General features: G+C 71.1%; 19 protein-coding genes. 13 read left to right on the top strand and 6 right to left on the bottom strand.

Annotated features, from left to right (window positions below):
* Positions 1-34: 34 nt before the first annotated feature.
* The 3 genes from ACFYX4_RS19930 to ACFYX4_RS19920 all read right to left on the bottom strand — a co-directional run bounded on the left by ACFYX4_RS19930 (position 35) and on the right by ACFYX4_RS19920 (position 3,095).
* Positions 35-1,417 (bottom strand): ferric reductase-like transmembrane domain-containing protein, encoded by a 1,383-nt coding sequence (locus ACFYX4_RS19930; protein WP_389334529.1) that lies wholly within the window; start codon positions 1,415-1,417, stop codon positions 35-37.
* Between the two features lie 96 nt (positions 1,418-1,513).
* Positions 1,514-2,095, bottom strand: coding sequence for a pyridoxamine 5'-phosphate oxidase family protein (locus ACFYX4_RS19925; RefSeq protein ID WP_389334526.1), 582 nt, complete (start codon positions 2,093-2,095; stop codon positions 1,514-1,516).
* Positions 2,096-2,168: 73 nt separating this feature from the next.
* Entirely contained in the window at positions 2,169-3,095 is a 927-nt protein-coding gene (locus ACFYX4_RS19920) for a hypothetical protein (RefSeq protein ID WP_389334523.1), read from the bottom strand.
* Positions 3,096-3,312: 217 nt separating this feature from the next.
* Here ACFYX4_RS19920 and ACFYX4_RS19915 point away from each other — a divergent pair, with 217 nt between their 5' ends.
* From ACFYX4_RS19915 to ACFYX4_RS19895, 5 genes are all read left to right on the top strand, one after another.
* A complete protein-coding gene (locus ACFYX4_RS19915) occupies positions 3,313-4,506 on the top strand; it encodes an argininosuccinate synthase (RefSeq protein WP_389334520.1) in 1,194 nt (397 codons plus the stop codon).
* 114 nt (positions 4,507-4,620) lie between these two features.
* Positions 4,621-6,048 carry an argininosuccinate lyase gene (argH, locus tag ACFYX4_RS19910; RefSeq protein WP_389334517.1) on the top strand — a complete coding sequence of 476 codons (1,428 nt, stop codon included), beginning with the start codon at positions 4,621-4,623 and terminating at the stop codon, positions 6,046-6,048.
* A 143-nt stretch (positions 6,049-6,191) separates the two neighbouring features.
* Positions 6,192-7,163 (top strand): aldo/keto reductase, encoded by a 972-nt coding sequence (locus ACFYX4_RS19905; protein WP_389334514.1) that lies wholly within the window; start codon positions 6,192-6,194, stop codon positions 7,161-7,163.
* Positions 7,164-7,246: 83 nt separating this feature from the next.
* Positions 7,247-7,798 (top strand): TetR/AcrR family transcriptional regulator, encoded by a 552-nt coding sequence (locus ACFYX4_RS19900; protein ID WP_389334511.1) that lies wholly within the window; start codon positions 7,247-7,249, stop codon positions 7,796-7,798.
* Entirely contained in the window at positions 7,795-9,318 is a 1,524-nt protein-coding gene (locus ACFYX4_RS19895) for an MFS transporter (protein WP_389334508.1), read from the top strand. Before ACFYX4_RS19900 ends, ACFYX4_RS19895 begins: the two co-directional genes overlap by 4 nt.
* A gap of 94 nt (positions 9,319-9,412) precedes the next feature.
* Here ACFYX4_RS19895 and ACFYX4_RS19890 read toward each other — a convergent pair whose 3' ends face one another.
* The gene (locus tag ACFYX4_RS19890; RefSeq protein WP_389335200.1) at positions 9,413-10,084 is read right to left on the bottom strand and encodes a lysophospholipid acyltransferase family protein; all 672 of its coding nucleotides are present in this window, start codon (positions 10,082-10,084) and stop codon (positions 9,413-9,415) included.
* Between the two features lie 340 nt (positions 10,085-10,424).
* Here ACFYX4_RS19890 and ACFYX4_RS19885 point away from each other — a divergent pair, with 340 nt between their 5' ends.
* The 3 genes from ACFYX4_RS19885 (at position 10,425) to ACFYX4_RS19875 (ending at position 12,759) form a co-directional block, all read left to right on the top strand.
* Positions 10,425-11,633, top strand: coding sequence for a glycerophosphodiester phosphodiesterase (locus ACFYX4_RS19885; protein ID WP_389334505.1), 1,209 nt, complete (start codon positions 10,425-10,427; stop codon positions 11,631-11,633).
* A 76-nt stretch (positions 11,634-11,709) separates the two neighbouring features.
* Positions 11,710-12,216 (top strand): RNA polymerase sigma factor, encoded by a 507-nt coding sequence (locus tag ACFYX4_RS19880; protein ID WP_389334502.1) that lies wholly within the window; start codon positions 11,710-11,712, stop codon positions 12,214-12,216.
* Between the two features lie 45 nt (positions 12,217-12,261).
* Positions 12,262-12,759, top strand: a complete 498-nt coding sequence (locus tag ACFYX4_RS19875) for a GNAT family N-acetyltransferase (protein WP_389334500.1) — start codon at positions 12,262-12,264, stop codon at positions 12,757-12,759.
* A 67-nt stretch (positions 12,760-12,826) separates the two neighbouring features.
* Here ACFYX4_RS19875 and ACFYX4_RS19870 read toward each other — a convergent pair whose 3' ends face one another.
* Positions 12,827-13,243 (bottom strand): hypothetical protein, encoded by a 417-nt coding sequence (locus tag ACFYX4_RS19870; RefSeq protein WP_389334497.1) that lies wholly within the window; start codon positions 13,241-13,243, stop codon positions 12,827-12,829.
* A 1-nt stretch (position 13,244) separates the two neighbouring features.
* Positions 13,245-13,604 carry a hypothetical protein gene (locus tag ACFYX4_RS19865; protein ID WP_389334494.1) on the bottom strand — a complete coding sequence of 120 codons (360 nt, stop codon included), beginning with the start codon at positions 13,602-13,604 and terminating at the stop codon, positions 13,245-13,247.
* Positions 13,605-14,196: 592 nt separating this feature from the next.
* On the opposite strand from ACFYX4_RS19865, the gene ACFYX4_RS19860 reads away from it, so the two are divergent.
* The 5 genes from ACFYX4_RS19860 to cbiE all read left to right on the top strand — a co-directional run bounded on the left by ACFYX4_RS19860 (position 14,197) and on the right by cbiE (position 19,010).
* Entirely contained in the window at positions 14,197-15,240 is a 1,044-nt protein-coding gene (locus ACFYX4_RS19860; protein WP_389334491.1) for a methionine ABC transporter ATP-binding protein, read from the top strand.
* Positions 15,237-15,983, top strand: a complete 747-nt coding sequence (locus ACFYX4_RS19855) for a methionine ABC transporter permease (RefSeq protein WP_389334488.1) — start codon at positions 15,237-15,239, stop codon at positions 15,981-15,983. The genes ACFYX4_RS19860 and ACFYX4_RS19855 overlap by 4 nt, the downstream gene beginning before the upstream one ends.
* 88 nt (positions 15,984-16,071) lie before the next feature.
* Positions 16,072-16,896, top strand: coding sequence for a MetQ/NlpA family ABC transporter substrate-binding protein (locus tag ACFYX4_RS19850; protein WP_389334485.1), 825 nt, complete (start codon positions 16,072-16,074; stop codon positions 16,894-16,896).
* Positions 16,897-17,051: 155 nt separating this feature from the next.
* The gene (locus ACFYX4_RS19845; protein WP_389334482.1) at positions 17,052-17,690 is read left to right on the top strand and encodes a GNAT family N-acetyltransferase; all 639 of its coding nucleotides are present in this window, start codon (positions 17,052-17,054) and stop codon (positions 17,688-17,690) included.
* A 102-nt stretch (positions 17,691-17,792) separates the two neighbouring features.
* Positions 17,793-19,010, top strand: a complete 1,218-nt coding sequence (gene cbiE, locus ACFYX4_RS19840) for a precorrin-6y C5,15-methyltransferase (decarboxylating) subunit CbiE (RefSeq protein WP_389334479.1) — start codon at positions 17,793-17,795, stop codon at positions 19,008-19,010.
* Positions 19,011-19,332 lie beyond the last annotated feature (322 nt).

Here is a 19,332-nt window from a genome sequence, read left to right as displayed (position 1 = left end):
CGTTGTTTCCCGTGGATCCGTGGATTTCCGTCGCTCACATCTCGAACGACTCGTGGTGGATGCGGCGGGCGGGGACCCCGGCGCCGCGAAGTGCCTCGTACACGCCCTGGGCGAAGCCGTTCGGCCCGCACATGAACACGTCGTGTTCCTCGATGTCCGGCAGCTTGCGCTGGAGGGACTCCGCCGAGATGTCGGGGCGCTCCCCGTCGGGGCTGTTCACCGCGTACATCAGCCGGGCCCCGCGCTCGTCGGCGATCTTCGACAGCTCGTCCCACAGGGCCAGGTCCTGCGTGCTGTTGGCCCGGTAGAGCAGCGTGATGTCACCGGCGCCGCCGGGCAGCGTCTCGAACAGCGCCCGCATCGGCGTGATGCCGACGCCGCCGGCCACCAGCAGCACCTTGCCGCGGCTGCGGCGGGACGCCGTCATCGCGCCGTAGGGGCCCTCGGCCCACACCTTGGTGCCGGGCGTCAGCTCGCGCAGGGCCTCGCTGTGGTCGCCGATCGCCTTGACCGTGATCCGCAGCAGGTCGGGGCGGGGCGGCGCGGACAGCGAGTACGGGTGGGAGCTGAAGCGCATCCCCGGCGCCATGAAGCGCCAGCGGAAGAACTGTCCGGCCTCCGCGCCCATCCGGTGCAGCTTGTTGCCACCGATCAGCACCGACACGATGCCGGGCGTCTCCTCGATGACCGCCTCGACGTACATGCGGTGCCGCAGGTTCAGCCGGAGCGGCGTGATGATCCGGTACCAGACGACCAGCGCGGTGACCGAGCCGTACAGCACGTACCAGACGGTCTTCGCGGTCGGCTCGACGGCGAAGTCGTTCCCGGTGGTGATCTGGTGCCAGAACGTCAGGAACACGGCCGCGTACGTCAGCAGGTGGATGTGGTACCAGGTGTCGTACGGCATCTTGCGGCGCACCGGGCCGATCGAGACCAGGCCGATCACCACCAGCAGACCGGTGCCGATGGCGGCCTTGCCCATGTCCGGCAGCTGGTTCACGGAGTCGACCGTCTGCTGCACGATGTCGCCGAGCGTCTTGCCGGCCTGGAGCGCGTATCCCCACATGATGAGGAACACGTGCGCGAACGTGAGGCACAGCGTGTACCGGCCGCTCATCGCGTGCCAGCGCGCCACCCGGTCCGAGCCGACCCGTCGCTCCAGGGCCGGGACCCGGGCCATCTGGAGCACGACGAGAGCCATGAGGTACCCGGCGAGCAGACCGGTGATCCGGCCCGCGTTGAGGATTTTTCCGTTGGTGTCCGCGATGGACGGCGTGTTGTTCCACCACAGCCACAGCACGCCCGCCGCGCCCGCCCATACGGCGATCAACAGCGGAACGGCCGGGGAGCGGCGAGGACGGATGCGGCGCATCGTCTGGCGGCGGGCGGCACGGCCGCCGGCGATCGTCGTGGTCACGGTTCCTCCGTGGGTACTGACCCTTGGCCCACAGATACGTGCAGGAAGCGCGGAGTGTTCAGACCCCCCCGGGACGACCTGTGACGCGCCGCCGCGTCACAGCGGGCGCAGCGGCAGGGGCAGCCCCGGCAGCCCGTCCAGGCTCGTCGCGATGTGCTCCTTCTTCGCGAAGTACGCGCTGAGCGAGGCGTCGTCCTCCCGCGCGAACCGCTTTGCGTGCAGGTCGCGGTCCTCGTCGTACGTCATGCGCGGCACCGCGTACCCGCAGCTGTCGCGCACGACCTCGGCGTGCACGACGATGATCGCGCGCAGGCCGTGCGGGGCCGGGTCGATGTCCGGGAAGCGGGTGAGGAGTTCACCGAAGCGGGCGTCGTCGCGGAAGACGGGCTCGCCCCTGCCGTGCACGCGCACGATGTTCGGCGGTCCCTGGAACGCGCACCACATCAGGGTGATACGGCCGTTCTCCCGCAGGTGCGCGACGGTCTCCGCGTTGGACCCGGCGAAGTCGAGGTAGGCCACGGTGTGTTCGTCGAGGACGACGAACGAGCCCTTGAGGCCCTTGGGGGAGAGGTTGACCGTGCCGTCGGCGGACAGGGGCGCGGTCGCGGTGAAGAAGAGGGGCTGCTCCTCGATGAACGTACGGAGCCTGCCGTCGATGTGCTCATAGGTCTTTCCCATGAACGACGATTATGGACGCGGCGGAGGCCGCCCCGGTCGACATTTCGTCGGGGCGGCCTCCGGTCCGGTCACGTCACTGGTTGAGCGCGCACGGCGCGAGGGCGTCGAGGCCCTGCGGCTTCTCGGCGGTGCGGCCGATCGCGGTGGCGATGCGGTTGACGGTCGCGACGCGCTTGTCCTCCAGCGGGCCGAGGATCGCGTTCTGGACGAAGTTCGGGCCGCCCTGGCCGACGGTGTCGATCAGGCGCTGGTTGGCCTCGGCGATCTGGGTGTTGAGGAGCGCGAGGTTGCGGTCGACCTCGGCCTGCGCGGAGGCCGGGATCGCGGGGAGCTGCGAGGCCACGTCCGGGCAGCTGATCGTACCGGGAGCACCGGCCTGACCCGCGTCCCCGGCGTTCCCGGCGTCACCCGCGTTGCCCGCGTTGCCGGCATCCCCGGCGTTCCCCGCGTCACCCGCATTGCCGGCGTCACCCGCGTTGCCCGCGTCCCCGGCGTTCCCCGCGTTGCCCGCGTCCCCGGCGTTGCCCGCGTCACCGGCCGCCGCGCCGCCGCCCGCGTTGAGCGTGCACGGCGCGAGGGCGTCGAGGCCCTGCGGCTTCTCGGCGGTGCGGCCGATCGCGGTGGCCATGCGGTTGACGGTGGCGACGCGCTTGTCCTTCAGCGGGCCGAGGATCGCGTTCTGGACGAAGTTGGGGCCGCCCTGGCCGACGGTGTCGATCAGGCGCTGGTTGGCCTCGGCGATCTGGGTGTTCAGCAGCGCGAGGTTGCGGTCGATCTCCGCCTGCGCGGAGGCCGGGATCGCGGGGAGCTGCGAGGCCACGTCCGGGCAGCTGATGGTGCCGGGGGAGGCGGCGAGAGTGTTGGCGTTCGCGGTGCTGCTCTTGGACGACTCCCCGGCGAGGGCGGAGTTCACGACCACGGCGCCGGTCAGCGCCAGAGCGGCGGCGCCGCCGATGACCGCCACACGACGCTTGTTGTACTTCGGAAGAGCCCTGGACATGCGGATGCCTCACTTGGGTTCACGTGGGTCAGGAGTGGTTTACAAACGCGGCGCCGGCGTTCGGTGCTGAGTACGGGTAAGCGGTTGCCGTTGTTCAAAGCTCCGCCAAAAACTTCTCCGCCCGCGATTTTGTCCGGGTTTCGGGGACCGGATTGACGAACCATGCAGACTCCTGCATACTCATGCATGTCAGCGAATGCACTGTGAGGAGAAACCCGTGACCGAGCGCGTCGTACTCGCCTACTCAGGCGGTCTGGACACCTCCGTCGCCATCGGCTGGATCGCCGAGGAGACGGGCGCCGAGGTCATCGCCGTTGCGGTCGACGTCGGCCAGGGCGGCGAGGACCTGGACGTCATCCGCAAGCGCGCCCTCGCGTGCGGCGCCGTCGAGGCCGAAGTCGCCGACGCCAAGGACGAGTTCGCCGACGAGTACTGCCTCCCGGCGATCAAGGCCAACGCCCTCTACATGGACCGCTACCCGCTGGTCTCCGCGCTCTCGCGGCCCACGATCGTCAAGCACCTCGTCGCCGCCGCCCAGAAGCACGGCGCCACCACCGTCGCCCACGGCTGCACCGGCAAGGGCAACGACCAGGTCCGCTTCGAGGCCGGCATCGTCGCCCTCGCCCCCGACCTCAAGTGCATCGCCCCGGTCCGCGACTACGCCATGACCCGGGACAAGGCCATCGCGTTCTGCGAGGAGAAGAACCTCCCGATCGCGACCACCAAGAAGTCCCCGTACTCCATCGACCAGAACGTCTTCGGGCGCGCCGTCGAAACCGGTTTCCTCGAGGACATCTGGAACGCCCCGATCGAGGACATCTACGAGTACACGCAGAACCCGGCCACCCCGCGCGAGGCCGACGAGGTGATCGTCACCTTCAAGGAGGGCGTCCCGGTCGCCATCGACGGCAAGCCCGTCACCGTCCTCCAGGCCATCCAGCAGCTCAACGAGCGCGCCGGCGCCCAGGGCATCGGCCGGATCGACATGGTCGAGGACCGTCTCGTCGGCATCAAGTCCCGCGAGGTGTACGAGGCTCCCGGCGCGATCGCCCTGATCACCGCCCACCAGGAGCTGGAGAACGTCACCGTCGAGCGCGAACTCGCCCGGTACAAGCGGCAGGTCGAGCAGCGCTGGGGCGAACTGGTCTACGACGGCCAGTGGTTCTCCCCGCTCAAGCGCGCCCTGGAGGGCTTCATCGACGAGGCCAACGCGCATGTCTCCGGCGACATCCGGATGACCCTGCACGGCGGTCGCGCGGTCGTCACCGGCCGGCGCTCGGAGTCGTCCCTGTACGACTTCAACCTCGCCACCTACGACACCGGCGACACCTTCGACCAGGCCGCGGCCAAGGGCTTCATCGACATCTACAGCCTGTCGTCGAAGATCGCCGCCAAGCGCGACCTCGCCTGAGCGCCTGCGCCTGCGGGACACCTCACACGCACTAGCCTGACGACCGCCTCCTCACTCACGTCGTGGGGAGGCGGTGGCACATCCGGAACCGGAACCTCCCGAGGAGCACAGCAAGTGAGCAGCAACAGCGGTGACGTACGGCTCTGGGGCGGCCGTTTCGCCGACGGTCCCGCCGAGGCCCTGGCGAAGCTGTCCGCGTCCGTCCACTTCGACTGGCGGCTCGCGCCCTACGACATCGCCGGTTCGCGCGCCCACGCGCGCGTGCTCCACAAGGCGGGTCTGCTCACCGAGGACGAGCTGACGGACATGCTCGCCGGCCTGGACCGGCTGGAGGCGGACGTGGCGTCCGGCGACTTCGTCGGCACCATCGCCGACGAGGACGTCCACACCGCCCTCGAACGCGGTCTCCTGGAGCGCCTCGGCCCCGACCTCGGCGGCAAGCTGCGCGCCGGCCGCTCCCGCAACGACCAGGTCGCGACCCTGTTCCGCATGTACCTGCGGGACCACGCCCGCGTCATCGGCGGCCTGATCGCCGACCTCCAGGACGCGCTGATCGGGCTGGCGGAGGCCCACCCGGACGTGGCGATGCCCGGCCGCACCCACCTTCAGCACGCGCAGCCGGTGCTCTTCGCCCACCACGTCCTCGCGCACGCGCAGTCCCTGTCCCGGGACGCCGAGCGGCTGCGCCAGTGGGACGAGCGCACGGCGGTCTCCCCCTACGGCTCCGGCGCGCTCGCGGGCTCCTCCCTGGGCCTCGACCCGGAGGCGGTCGCCCAGGACCTCGGCTTCGAGCACGGCAGCGTCGGCAACTCCATCGACGGCACGGCGTCCCGCGACTTCGTCGCCGAGTTCGCCTTCATCACCGCGATGATCGGCGTGAACCTCTCCCGGATCTCCGAGGAGATCATCATCTGGAACACGAAGGAGTTCTCCTTCGTGACCCTGCACGACGCGTTCTCCACGGGCTCGTCGATCATGCCGCAGAAGAAGAACCCGGACATCGCCGAGCTGGCGCGCGGCAAGAGCGGCCGTCTGATCGGCAACCTCACCGGCCTGCTGGCCACGCTCAAGGCGCTGCCCCTCGCCTACAACCGCGACCTCCAGGAGGACAAGGAGCCGGTCTTCGACTCCTGCGACCAGCTGGAGGTCCTGCTGCCCGCCTTCACCGGCATGATCGCCACCCTCACCGTGCACCGCGAGCGCATGGAGGAACTGGCCCCGGCCGGCTTCTCGCTCGCCACCGACATCGCCGAGTGGCTGGTCAAGCAGGGCGTGCCGTTCCGCGTCGCGCACGAGGTCGCCGGCGAGTGCGTGAAGGTCGCCGAGGCCGAGGGCAAGGAACTGGACGAACTGACGGACGACCAGTTCGCGAAGATCTCCGCCCACCTCACCCCCGAGGTGCGCACGGTCCTCAACGTCCCCGGCGCCCTGGCCTCCCGCAACGGCCGAGGCGGCACAGCCCCGAGCGCGGTGGCGACCCAACTGACAGAGGTGAAGGCGGACGTAGCGGCTCAGCACGCTTGGGCTGCTGAGAAGCGGTAGGAGAGGGTCTTCAAGGGGCGCGGGGCTGTATCGATCTGCGGCTCCGCCGCGTGGGCGCGACCAGCCACGATGCTGCCGCAGTCGCCATCGCACCCCACAACCCACCCCCTGAGGCGAAGGACATCCCGCGTTACTTTGTCGGTATGTCCTTCGCCCGACTGGCCTCAGCAATGACCCCCACCTGCCACATCGGCCTCGGCCTCGCCGCAGTCGCCCGCCCCGGCTACATCACCCTGGACCGCGCCCAAGCCCTCGGAGAGAACCGCAGCGTCGAATCGCTGCGCACCCGCACCCACGAACTCCTCGACGCCGCCTACGCCCAGGGCGTCCGCTACTTCGACGCGGCCCGGTCCTACGGCCGCTCGGAGGAGTTCCTCGCGGACTGGCTCGACGGCGACCCCGGCCGGAACGACGTGGTCATCGGCAGCAAATGGGGCTACACCTACACCGCGAACTGGACCACCGACGCCGAGAAACACGAGGTCAAGGACCACGGCCTCGCGACCTACGAGCGTCAGCGCGCCGAGACCGCCGAACTCCTCGGCGACCGGCTCGACCTGTACCAGATCCACTCGGTGACCCCGGACAGCCCGGCCCTCGCCGACAAGGAACTCCACGCGCGGCTGGCCGACGCCGCCGCGCGGGGCGTGACCGTCGGCTTCTCCACCAGCGGCCCCGCCCAGGCCGACGCCGTCCGCGCCGCCCTCGCCGTCACCGTCGACGGCGAGCCCCTCTTCCGTACCGTCCAGTCGACGTACAACGCCCTGGAGACCTCGGCCGCCCCGGCGCTCGCCGAGGCCCATGCCGCCGGGCTCACGGTGATCGTCAAGGAGGGCATGGCGAACGGCCGCCTCGCGGACCCGCACGCGCCGGACGCGCTGAAGGCGGTGGCGCGGGAGACCTCCCTCGGCTGCGACGCGGTCGCCCTCGCGTTGGTCCTGCGGCAGCCCTGGGCCGGCGTCGTCCTCTCCGGCGCCGCGACCACCGCCCAGCTCGCCTCCAACCTGCACGCCGCCGCCGTCGACCTCGACGAGGACCAGGTGGCCCGTCTCGCGGCCCTCGCGGAGGAGCCGCACGCGTACTGGGAGCACCGCGGGCAGCTGCCCTGGCACTGAGGGAACCCCTTGTCGCGCCGAGGCCATGAGACGCACATGCCCGCGATGAGACACTGATGTCTCATGTGGGTTATGGTTGTCTCATGGCCGTCGATCGAGACCACGTGCTGCGCAGCGCAGCCGCCCTGCTGACCCGTAGATCCACCGCGACCATGGACGAGGTCGCCAAGGCCGCCGGGATCAGCAGGGCCACCCTGCACCGGCAGTTCGCCGGGCGCGACGCGCTGGTGCGGGCGCTGGAGGCGCTCGGCATCGAGGAGTGCGAAGCGGCCCTCGACCGGGCCCGCCCGGACGACGGCCCCGCGAGCGAGGCCGTGCGCCGCCTGGTCCGCGAGATCGAGCCGGCCGCCGCGCTGCTCGCCTTCCTCTACACCGAGAACCAGCTGTTCGAGGGCGAGGAGCAGAACCAGGGCTGGGCCCGGATCGACGACCGCATCGCCCGCCTGTTCGCGCGCGGACAGCAGAGCGGCGAGTTCCGCATCGACCTCACCCCCGCCTGGCTCACCGAGGCGCTGTACGGGCTGCTGGGCTCCGGTGCCTGGGCGGTGCTGGAAGGCCGGGTCGCCCGCAACGACTTCACCCACATGATCGTCGAGCTACTGCTCGGCGGCGCACTACGGAGAGAGGAACCATGACCAGCACCCTGCAGCCGGTGACCACGCCCGAGGCGGTGAAGCGCCCGGGCCGCTGGCTCGCGCTGTCCGTCCTCGTGCTCGCCGTGCTGCTGGTGGCCGTCGACGCGACCGTCCTCGGTCTCGCGACCCCCTACATCAGCGAGGACCTCGCGCCCTCGGGCACCCAGCTCCTCTGGATCGGCGACGTCTACTCCTTCGTCATCGCCGGTCTGCTCGTCTCCATGGGCAGCCTCGGCGACCGCATCGGCCGCAAGCGGATCCTGCTCTGCGGGGCCACCGCCTTCGGCGCGATATCCGTCCTGAACGCCTACGCGACGACGCCCGAGACGATGATCGCGGCCCGCGCCCTGCTCGGCGTCGCGGGCGCCACCCTGATGCCGGCCACGCTCGCCCTGATCCGCAACCTCTTCCACGACCCGCGCGAACGCAGCCTGGCCGTCGGCATCTGGGGCGCGGCGGCCTCCGCCGGCACCGCGATCGGCCCGATCACCGGCGGCTTCCTGCTCGAACACTTCTGGTGGGGCTCGGTCTTCCTCATCAACCTGCCGGTGATGGCGGTCCTCGTCGTGGTCGGCGTGCGGACCCTGCCCGAGTCCCGCAACCCGAACCCGGGCCCCTGGGACCTGGCCAGCGTCGTCCTGTCCCTCGTCGGCATGATCGGCATCGTGTACGCCGTCAAGGAGGCCGCCTCCCACGGCCTCACCGGGATCACGCTCGCCACGGGCCTGCTGGGCGCGTCCGCGCTGTACGGCTTCGTCCGCCGCCAACTGACGCTCCCGGCACCGCTGCTGGACATGCGGCTGTTCCGCAACCGCGGCTTCAGCGGCGCGGTCCTCGCCGATCTGCTGACCATCCTGGGCCTGTCCGGACTGGTCTTCTTCCTCTCCCAGTACCTGCAACTCGTCCAGGGCAGGCGGCCGTTCGAAGCGGGCCTCGCCGAACTGCCCGCCGCCGTCGGCGCGGTGGCGGCCGGTCTGCTCGCCGGACGTGCGGCCCGCCGCTTCTCCGTCCGCACGGTCGTCACCGGCGGCCTGGCGGCGATCGGCCTGGCCCTGGCCGCCCTCACGGTCGTCGACCGGACCACCGGCTACCCCCTGCTGGGAGCGGCCCTCCTCGTGGTCGGCGTCGGCGCGGGCCTGTCCTTCACGGTGACCTCCGACGTGATCCTCTCCTCCGTCCCCAAGGAACAGGCGGGAGCGGCCTCGGCGGTCTCGGAGACGGCGTACGAACTGGGCGCGGCCCTCGGCATCGCCGTACTCGGCTCGATCGTGACGGGCGTCTACCGCGGCTTCGCCGCCCCGGCGGGCACCCCGGAAGCGGCCCACGAGTCACTGGGCGGCGCGGTGGAAGCGGCCTCGCACATGCCGACGGCGGAGGCGGAGCACATGCTGTCCTCGGCCAGGGAGGCCTTCGTCGACGGCCTGAGCCTGGCGTCGGGGGTGGGTGCGGCAGTGCTGCTGGCGACGGCAGCGGCGGCGTGGTTCCTGCTCAGGGGGCAGCGCCTCGGAAGCACCGGCTGAGGATCGCAAGTCAGGGGCGCGGGGCTGTTTCGATCTGCGGCTCCGCCGCGTGGGCGCGACCAGCCACAACTCACCCGCGCCTGACGACGAACCCTCAAGCCGCTTTCGCCTTGGTCGCGTACATGTCCACGTACTCCTGCCCGGACAGCCGCATCACCTCGGCCATCACGGAGTCCGTCACCGCCCGCAGCACATAGCGGTCCCGGTCCATCCCCTCGTACCGGGAGAACTCCAGCGCCTCCCCGAACCGGACGGTGACCCTGCTGGGCCGGGGCAGCCCCGCCCCGCCCGGCTGGATCTTGTCGGTGCCGATCATCGCGAACGGCACCACGGGCGCGCCGGTCATCAGGGTGAGCCGGGCGATGCCCGTACGACCCCGGTACAGCCGCCCGTCGGGCGAGCGGGTGCCCTCGGGGTAGATCCCGAAGACCCGGCCCTCCTCCAGGATCCGCCGCCCGGTCATCAGGGCGGCGACCCCGCCCTTGCCGCCGTCGCGGTCGACGGGGATCATGCCGACGCCGGTGAAGAACCAGGCCATCAGCCGGCCCTTGAAGCCCTTGCCGGTGACGTACTCGTCCTTGCCGATGAAGAAGACCTGACGGTCGCACACCAGCGGGAGGATCATCGAGTCGATGAAGGTGACGTGGTTGCCGGCGAGGATCACCGGCCCGTCCCCGGGGATGTGCTCCACGCCTTCCACCCGGGGGCGGAACATCAGGCGCATGATCGGACCGAGCACTGCCTTGATGAGCGCGAAGCGGGACAACGAGCCCTCCGATGTCAAGGGAAAACGGTATGAGTATGTGCAGGTGAGGACGATACTCGCGGCCACCCGGGTCCCGCACATCGGGTTCACCGAGGTCTTACGCACTGTTGACGTACGTTTACCTCGTCCGGGCCACGGTCGCGGCGCGTCACCAGCCTGTCACACGGACGGTACCGCCCGGCTACCCCTGTCCGTGCCACCGAACCCGACGGACCGTCATCTGTCGTCGGATACACGCCATCCGCCGTCACCCACCCGTTCGGACCGGGGCCTCCCTCCGGCCATGTCCGCGCCCCTACGATCGGCGCGCACGGGACGATCCGACGGCAGGAGGACCCACATGGGCGGGCATGAGTCGCAGCGGGCGCGGGACGCGCGGGAGCCGGACGGGCAGACGGGCGGCACCGCACGGCGGGCGTTCCTCGGCGCGGCGGCCGCCCTCGGCGCCGGCGGGGCGACCCTCGGCCTGACCGGCACCGCGAGAGCCGCCGAGGCGAAACACGGCGCGGGCGCCCGCGGCAAGGGCCTGAAGAGCCTCCCCGTGCCGACGATCATCGGCCACCGCGGCGCCAGCGGCTACCGGCCCGAGCACACCTTCGGCTCCTATCAGCTCGCCCTCGACCTGGGCGCCGACATCGTCGAGGCCGGCGACCTCGTCCCCACCAAGGACGGCCACCTCGTCTGCCGTCACGAGCCGGAGATCGGCGGGACGACGGACGTCGCCGACCACCCCGAGTTCGCCGCCCGCAGGACGACGAAGCTCCTGGACGGCGTCTCCACCACCGGCTGGTTCACCGAGGACTTCACCCTCGCCGAGCTGAAGACCCTGCGCGCGACCGAACGCATCCCCGCCAACCGCCCCCACAACACCCTCTACAACGGGCGCTGGGACATCCCCACCTTCGAGGAAGTCCTGAAGTGGCAGGACCGGCAGACCCGCGAGCGCGGCAAGCAGGTCTGGATCTACCCCGAGCTCAAGCACCCCACCTACTTCCGGGAACTCGGCCTCGGCCTGGAGGAGCGGGTCGCCAAGGCGCTGCGCCGGCACGGCAAGGACGGCAAGAACGCCCCGGTCATCCTCCAGTCCTTCGAGCCGACCAGCATCCAGCGCCTGAACAAGCTGGTCGACAACCCGCTCGTCGTCCTGCTCTCCGGCGCGACCACCCGGCCCTGGGACTTCGTCGCCACCGGCGACCCGCGCACCGTCGCCGACCTCGTCACCCGCAAGGGCCTGCGCGAGATCGCCGGCTACGCCCAGGGCATCGGCCCCACCCTCGACCTCGTCATCCCGAAGGACGCGGCCGGCAACCTCACCACCCCGACCACGCTGGTCAGGGACGCCCACGCGGTCGGCCTGATCCTGCACCCCTACACCCTGCGCAACGAGAACCCCTTCCTGCCGGCGAACTTCCGCAAGGGCTCCGACCCGGACGGCTACGGAGACGTCTTCGGCGCCTACCGGACGTACTTCGCCACCGGCATCGACGGCGTGTTCACCGACCAGCCCGACACCGGCCTGCTGGCCCGCGAGGACCACGTCAACCGCTGACCCGACCGTGATCCCGTCAGGGTGACGACCGGCCGCCCGGGCAACCCGCCGCCCGGCCGGCCGCGTCGTGCCGCACATGAAGGACGACCTGCTCGCCGCCCTGCGCCCGCTGCTCGCCGCGGAGGCCTCCGCCGAGGCCCACGCCACCGGCGCCGAACCCGCCGACCTCGAACAGGCGGTCTGGCTGCGGCTCCTGGAACACCTCGCCGCCGCCGCCCCGCCCCGCGACCCGCAGCGCTGGCTGCGCCGCGCCGTCCGCGCCGAGTCCCGCCGCGCCCGCCGCACCGCCGACCGGGAACGGCCCTACGCGACCGAACCCGCCGACGCCGACGAGCGCGGCCCCGAGCACGTCGTCCTCGCCGCCGTCGGCCGCCGCGTCCTGCGCGAGGCGGTGCACCGCCTCCCCGGCCGCTGCCCCCGGCTGCTGAGGGCGCTGCTGGCGCCCGAGGACCCCACGTACCGGGAGATCGCGGGGGAGTTGGGTATCTCACAGGGAAGTCTCGGGCCGGAACGTGCCAGATGTCTGGGATGTCTGCGACGTCTGCTGGCCCCGGTGGTTGCGGCTCGCGAAGTGCGGGGATAGGAGTGAAGGACCACAGGCGATCAGGTGAGCGGGAGGCGTGCGCACATGGGCATGAGCGTGACCATCTCGGTGGCGACCGAGCAGGATGCCGAGCAGATCTTCAGGCTTCAGTACCTGTGCTTCCAGAGGGAGGCGGCGCTCTACGGCAACTACCGCATCGATCCGCTCGTCCAGTCCCTGGACTCGGTCCGTCAGGAAGTGGCCGCCGACTGCGTGTTCGTCGCCCGGCTGGGCGACGAGGTGGTCGGCTCGGTCCGCGGTTCCATCACGGAGGACGGCGCCGCCGCCATCGGCAAGCTCTGCGTCCACCCCCGCCTCCAGGGGCACGGCATCGGGGCCCGGCTGCTCCGCGCGGCTGAAGCCGCCCTCGCCGAGGAGCGCGGCGCCAAGAAGTTCCGCCTCCACACGGGCCACCGCAGCGAGGGCAACCTCCGCCTCTACCGCCGCGTCGGCTACGAGACGGTGGGCACGTCCCAGGGCACCGACGGCGTACCGATGATCGTCCTGGAGAAGGCGGCGGGAGCCTACGCGGCCACCGCCTGACCGTACGAGACGCTGCTATCGCTCGACCGCGCGGGACGCTGCTGGTGCTCGACCGCGCGGGACGCGGCTATCGCTCGGCCCTGCGGGACCGGCGCAGCCAGTACAGCGCGGTCAGCGGCAGCAGCACGGGGATGAACACGTATCCCATCCCGTAGTCCGACCACACGGTCGCGTCCGGGAAGGCGGACGGCTCGATCAGCGTCCAGGTGCCGACGACCAGCACGCCCGCGAGCTCGGCGGCGCAGCACACCTGTGCCGCCCGGCGGGCCGTCTCGCCGCCCCGCACCAGCGAGTACGTGATGAACCCGTAGACCAGCCCCGCCACCGCCGACAGCGAGTAGGCGAGCGGCGCCCGGTCGAACTCCGTGGCGATCTGGTACGCCGACCGCGACACCGCCCCGACCACCATCACGCCGTAGAACCACACCAGCACCATGCCCGGCCCGCCGATCAGGCGCGCGGGCCTCTCCTGTGCGGCCGTCATCTCAGCCTCCCCAGATGTCGTAGAGCCGCACCTCGAGGACGGCGAGGACGACCGCTCCGGCCGCGACCGTCACCGACCCCCACCGCGTCCGCTCGGCCAGCGACATGAAGCCCGCCGCCGGCACGCACGCGAACGCCCCCAGCAGATACGCCACGAAGATCGTCGTGCCCTGGGCGGGTTCCTCGCCCCGGGCCAGCTGTACGACCCCGACCACCAGCTGCGCCAGCGCCAGCACCGTGACCACGGCCATCCCGATGAAGTGCCAGTCCTTCGTCGGCTGGTCGCGGTAGGCCGCCCAGCCGCACCACGCGGCGAGCAGCAGCGCGGCGACACCGGTCGCCAGCGTCAGGGCATCAAGCATGAAGTGACCCTATTACGCCCTGATCGGCCCCCCGCGGCCGGGCCCGCGCCGCCTCCCGCCGGGCCCTTCGGCGCGGATTCCCCCGTGGCATTGGTCACCACCGGCCGCGACCCCGCCCTCGCCGCCGCCCCCGTCGAGGGGACCTGTGCCTCTTGTCCGCACTGGTCATGGAAGGGGCGGAGCAGGGTAGGCGGAAGTCCTCCGGCCCTTCGGAGGGGTGTCCACGACTGTCCAGCATGCGGACAGTCGAGGCCTGTCAGGACCGTACGTCTGGTTTACTGATCGCATGACCACGACGAGCAGCCGCACCCTTGCGACCGAGGCGACCATGACGCCCGGTGCTCGTTGTATGTGTCGAATGTGCGCCTTCTAGAGGGCCCCCGCACCACCCCCGAGCTCGCGCCCCGAAGCGAGACGCCGTGGCACGTCCGTACGCCGTGAGCCGTATGAGCCGTACGTGACGCACCGCCGCCCCCGCGCACATGTTCTCCCCGGTTCAGCGCCACAGCGAGAACCGTGTCGCGTCCCTGAACGAACGCATCCGTGTCCGGGCACACCCACGCCCGCGCACTCGACAGTGACGGAAACCCACGTGATCACCACCACGGGCCTCACCAAGGTCTACCGCGCCCGCGGCCGTGAAGTCACCGCCCTGGACGGCGTGGACCTGCACGTCCGCGAAGGCGAGGTGTACGGCGTCATCGGCCAGTCCGGCGCCGGCAAGTCCTCGCTGATCCGCTGCGTCAACCTCCTGGAACGCCCCACCGCCGGCACGGTCACCGTGGCCGGCCAGGACCTCACCGCCCTCGCGGGGCGAGGCCCGCGCGCGGGCCGTGAGCTCCGCCGGGCCCGCAGCCGTATCGGCATGGTCTTCCAGCACTTCAACCTGCTCTCCACCCGGACCGTGCAGGACAACGTGGAGCTGCCGCTCGAAATCCTCGGCACCACCGGGAAGGAACGTTCCCGCAAGGCCTTGGAGCTGCTCGACCTCGTCGGTCTCGCCGACAAGGCGAAGGCCTACCCCGCCCAGCTCTCCGGCGGTCAGAAGCAGCGCGTCGGCATCGCCCGCGCCCTCGCCGGCGACCCCAAGGTGCTGCTCTCCGACGAGGCCACCAGCGCCCTCGACCCGGAGACCACCCGCTCGATCCTCCAGCTGCTGCGCGACCTGAACCGCCAACTGGGCCTGACCGTCCTGCTCATCACCCACGAGATGGACGTCGTCAAGTCGATCTGCGACTCCGCCGCCCTCATGGAACAGGGCCGGATCGTCGAGTCCGGCACCGTCAGCGAACTGCTCGCCACCCCCGGCTCCGAACTCGCCGCCGCGCTCTTCCCGGTCAGCGGCGAGACCGGCGGCGACGGCCGCACCGTCGTCGACGTCACCTTCCACGGCGAGGCCGCCACCCAGCCCGTCATCTCCCAGCTCTCCCGCACCTACAACATCGACATCTCGATCCTCGGCGCGGCCGTCGACACCGTCGGCGGGCTCCAGGTCGGCCGGATGCGCATCGAACTGCCCGGCCGCTACGAGGACAACGTCGTGCCGATCGGCTTCCTGCGCGAACAGGGCCTCCAGATAGACGTGCTGGGCGCTTCCGACGAGGAGCCCCTGCTGGTGAAGGGCGGTGCCAAGTGACCTGGGCTGAACTCTCCGCGCGCTGGCCCCTGCTGGAGCAGGCGTGTTGGGACACCCTCTACATGGTGGGCTGGTCCACCTTCATCGCCGTCGTCGGCGGACTCCCGCTCGGCGTCCTGCTGGTCCTCACCGACCGGGGCGGGCTCCTCCAGAACGTCGTCGCCAACAAGGTGATCGGGCAGGTCGTGAACGTCGCCCGCTCGATGCCGTTCATCATCCTGATGGTCGCGCTGATGGGCTTCACCCGGTCCATCACCGGGACGACCATCGGCCGCGAGGCGGCCATCGTGCCGCTCGCCATCGGCGCCATCCCCTTCTTCGCCCGGCTCGTCGAGACGGCTGTCCGCGAGGTGGACGGCGGACTCGTCGAGGCCGTGCAGTCCATGGGCGGCAACACCTGGACGATCGTGCGCAAGGTACTCGTGCCCGAGTCCCTGCCCTCGCTGATCGCCGGCACCACCACGACGATCGTCGCCCTCATCGGCTACTCCGCGATGGCCGGCACCGTCGGCGCCGGCGGCCTCGGCGACATCGCCATCCGCTACGGCTACCAGCGCTTCGAGACCGACCTGATGTGGATCACCGTCGCGATCCTCGCCGTCGTCATCTCGCTCATCCAGTTCGCCGGCGACTTCGCGGCCCGCTCCATGCACCGGCGCGGCGGGCGCTCCGGCCCGGCCCCCAGGCTCCGCCTGCTGCGGGCCAAGGAAGCGGCCACGGCCGACGTCGGCAAGGTCGCCTGAGCGCCCGGCGCCCTCCCGCACCACCCACCCCACGGATTTCCCCGTACCACCCATCACGGGTCGCACCACCACAGGAAAGGCACTTTTCGTGCGTAACACCGCCAAGTTCACCACCGCCGCCCTCGCCGCCGGAGCCCTCACCCTCGGGCTCACCGCCTGCGGCTCGGGCAACGCCGCCACCGACACCAGCGGACCGCTGATCGTCGCCGCGAGCCCGGCACCGCACGCCGAGATCCTGAACTACGTCAAGGACAACCTGGCGAAAAAGGCGGGCCTCGACCTCCAGGTCCAGGAGTTCACCGACTACGTCACGCCGAACACCGCGACGCAGGACGGCTCCGTAGGCGCCAACTACTTCCAGAACCAGCCGTACCTCGACGACTTCAACAAGAAGAACGGCACCGACATCGTGCCCGTCGTCACGGTCCACCTGGAGCCGCTCGGCCTCTACTCCAACAAGGTCAAGAGCCTCGACGCCCTCAAGAGCGGCGCCACCGTCGCCGTCCCCAACGACACGGTCAACGAGGCGCGCGCCCTGAAGCTGCTCGCCGCGAACGGCCTGATCACGCTCAAGGACGGCGCCGACAACTCGGCCACCCCCGCCGACATCGCCAAGAACCCCAAGAACCTGAAGTTCAAGGAGCTCGAGGCGGCCCAGACCCCGCGCTCCCTGAACGACGTGGACGCCGCCGTCGTCAACGGCAACTACGCGCTCGCCGCCGGCCTCAAGCCCGCCGACCAGGCCCTCGTCCTGGAGAAGGCCGAGAACAACCCCTACGGCAACTTCCTCGCCGTGAAGAAGGGCAACGAGGACGACCCGCGCGTCCAGAAGCTCGCGAAGCTCCTCACCTCGCCCGAGGTCAAGAAGTTCATCGCGGACAAGTACGCCGGCTCGGTCGTCGCCTCCTTCTGAGCCACCGGCTCCACCGAGCCACGGGGTCCGCGCCTCCACCCGGTGCGGACCCCGTGGTGCGACACGGTGCTTTCATGCTGCATGCTGGGCAGTTCAGCGGGTCTGACGGTCAGGCAGGTCGGACCCCGACGGTCTCGAAGGTTACGGAGCTGCGCATGACGAGCACCTTCCCCACCATCTCCATCAGCACGGAGCGGTTGGTGCTGCGTCCCCTCGACGAGGACGACGTGCCCGCCCTGGCCGCGATGATGAACGACGAGCAGATCGCGGCCTGGACCGACGTCCCCCAGCCCTTCACCGAGGCCGCCGCCCGCACCTGGATCACCGAGTACGCCCCCGCGGAGCGCACCGCCGGCCGCGGACTCGACCTCGCCGTCACCGAGTTCCTCACCCAGCGCCTGGTCGGCATCATCCAGCTGACCAAGACGAACTGGTACATCCGCGCCACCGAGCTGTCGTACATCGTCGCCCCCTGGGCGCGCGGCGAGGGCTACGCCTCCGAGGCCGCGCTCGCCACCGCCCAATGGCTCTTCACCGACCAGAAGTTCGAGCGCATCGAGCTGCGCACGGCCGCCGACAACACCGCCTCCCAGCAGGTCGCGCAGAAGATCGGCTGTATCAGCGAGGGCGTCCTGCGCAACGCCTGCATAGCCCGCGCCCGCACCGAGGACGGCGGCTGGACCGAGGTGCGCACCGACTTCATCGTGTGGAGCCTCCTCCCCGAGGACCTGGAGGGCGCGGGGGAGCAGTTCGCCGAGAGCGGCGGCTTCACCTCGTACCCCGACTGGAACTGACCGCCCCCTGATCCACCGCTCGGAACCGCCCCCGCCCGGCCCCGCGCGACCAGGTACCCTCACGGGACCGCTGCCTGCGCAAACCCCGGGAGACTGAGGACGATGGCCGACCGCGTCACGGTGATCGGCTGGGACGGCTCGCCGCTGACCGCCGCGGCCCGCTCCGCCCTGGGCGCCGCCACGCTGGTGGCGGGCGCCGCGCACCACCTGGCGCTGCCGGAGCTGCCGCGCACCGCCGAGCGCCTCCGCCTCGGCAGCGTCGCCCTCGCCGCCCGCCGCATCGCAGGCCACCGCGGCACCGCGGTCGTCCTCGCCGACGGCGACCCCGGCTTCTTCGGCGTCGTCCGCACCCTGCGCGCACCCGAGTTCGGCCTCGAGGTGGAGGTCGTCCCCGCCGTCTCCTCCGTCGCCGCCGCCTTCGCCCGCGCCGGCATGCCCTGGGACGACTCCCAAGTGGTCGTCGCACACCGGCGCACCCTGCGACGCGCGGTGAACGTATGCCGCGCCCACACCAAGGTCGCCGTCCTCACCTCACCCGGCGCGGGCCCCGCCGAACTGGGCCTGCTGATGGAGGGCGTCCACCGCACCTTCGTCGTCTGCGAGGAACTCGGTACCGACCGCGAACAGGTCAGCGTCGTCACCTCCGACAAGGCCGCCGACCACACCTGGCGCGACCCCAATGTCGTCATCGTGATCGGCGGACCGGCGGGCGCCGCCCCCTCCGCCGACGGCGGCTGGATCGCCGGCCGCGCCCCCAGCGCCGGCCCGCGCGGCTGGGCGCTGCCCGCCGAGGAGTACGGCGGCGGACTCGGCGAGGGGGAGACGCAACTCGTGCGCGCGGCCCAGCTCTCCCGGCTCGGCCCGCGCGTGGGCGACCTCGTCTGGGACATCGGCTGCGGCAGCGGCGCGTTCGCGACCGAGGCCGCGCGCGCCGGCGCCGCCGTGATCGCCGTGGACCGGACGCTGGACGCGTGCGCCCGCACCGACGCCACCGCCCGCCGCTTCGGCGTACAGCTCCAGATCGTGCGCGGCACCGCCCCGCACATCCTGGAGGACCTGCCCGAACCGGACGTCGTGCGCGTCGGCGGCGGGGGAGCGGCCGTCGTCTCCGCGGTCGCCGACCGCCGCCCGCAGCGCATCGTCACCCACGCCATGACCCGGGACACCGCCGAACTCGTCGGCCGCGACCTCACCGAACACGGCTACCGCGTCGAGTGCGCCCTGCTCCAGTCCGTCGAACTCGACACCCGGGCCTGGACGGAGACGGAACGGAGCGTCGCGTTCCTGCTCAGCGGGGTGTGGCCGGACCGCTCGGCATAGCCCGTTTTGCCCTCCCCGTGATCCTGTTGTCGTACCGCGCGCGGTAGGCTGGACGATCGTCGTACCGCATCCGGTCGCCCGGCTTTTCGTCGGCCAATGTCCGGAAAACCCCTCCGTTTTGGGGCGGGTGTGGTACGGCGAAACCCGTGGGCGCGCAACGTGGCGCAGTCCACAGCGGAGCGTCTCGGATCAAGCTGTCGCGAGGCCACGACGGCCGCGACAATGCCACTGAATGGCTTTGTCGTCTTTTTGGGGCGGGTCGTTCGTGCCGCTGGGCGCGGACGCTCGTTCTTCACTGCGGGGCGGTCGGTGCGCCGTTCCG

It is taken from the genome of Streptomyces sp. NPDC002328 (assembly GCF_042890065.1).
Classification (GTDB): Bacteria; Actinomycetota; Actinomycetes; order Streptomycetales; family Streptomycetaceae; genus Streptomyces.
The sequence above is the reverse complement of the archived record's forward strand: the minus strand, read 5'-3'. Positions and strand labels throughout refer to the sequence as shown.

Excerpts from the sequence above, each read along its gene's own strand:
- ACFYX4_RS19925 (WP_389334526.1), bottom strand. The coding sequence starts at position 2,095 with ATGGGAAAGACCTATGAGCACATCGACGGCAGGCTCCGTACGTTCATC.
- ACFYX4_RS19920 (WP_389334523.1), bottom strand. The coding sequence starts at position 3,095 with ATGTCCAGGGCTCTTCCGAAGTACAACAAGCGTCGTGTGGCGGTCATC.
- ACFYX4_RS19905 (WP_389334514.1), top strand. The coding sequence starts at position 6,192 with ATGTCCTTCGCCCGACTGGCCTCAGCAATGACCCCCACCTGCCACATC.
- ACFYX4_RS19900 (WP_389334511.1), top strand. The coding sequence starts at position 7,247 with ATGGCCGTCGATCGAGACCACGTGCTGCGCAGCGCAGCCGCCCTGCTG.
- ACFYX4_RS19895 (WP_389334508.1), top strand. The coding sequence starts at position 7,795 with ATGACCAGCACCCTGCAGCCGGTGACCACGCCCGAGGCGGTGAAGCGC.
- ACFYX4_RS19885 (WP_389334505.1), top strand. The coding sequence starts at position 10,425 with ATGGGCGGGCATGAGTCGCAGCGGGCGCGGGACGCGCGGGAGCCGGAC.
- ACFYX4_RS19880 (WP_389334502.1), top strand. The coding sequence starts at position 11,710 with ATGAAGGACGACCTGCTCGCCGCCCTGCGCCCGCTGCTCGCCGCGGAG.
- ACFYX4_RS19875 (WP_389334500.1), top strand. The coding sequence starts at position 12,262 with ATGGGCATGAGCGTGACCATCTCGGTGGCGACCGAGCAGGATGCCGAG.
- ACFYX4_RS19870 (WP_389334497.1), bottom strand. The coding sequence starts at position 13,243 with ATGACGGCCGCACAGGAGAGGCCCGCGCGCCTGATCGGCGGGCCGGGC.
- ACFYX4_RS19865 (WP_389334494.1), bottom strand. The coding sequence starts at position 13,604 with ATGCTTGATGCCCTGACGCTGGCGACCGGTGTCGCCGCGCTGCTGCTC.
- ACFYX4_RS19845 (WP_389334482.1), top strand. The coding sequence starts at position 17,052 with ATGACGAGCACCTTCCCCACCATCTCCATCAGCACGGAGCGGTTGGTG.
- cbiE (WP_389334479.1), top strand. The coding sequence starts at position 17,793 with ATGGCCGACCGCGTCACGGTGATCGGCTGGGACGGCTCGCCGCTGACC.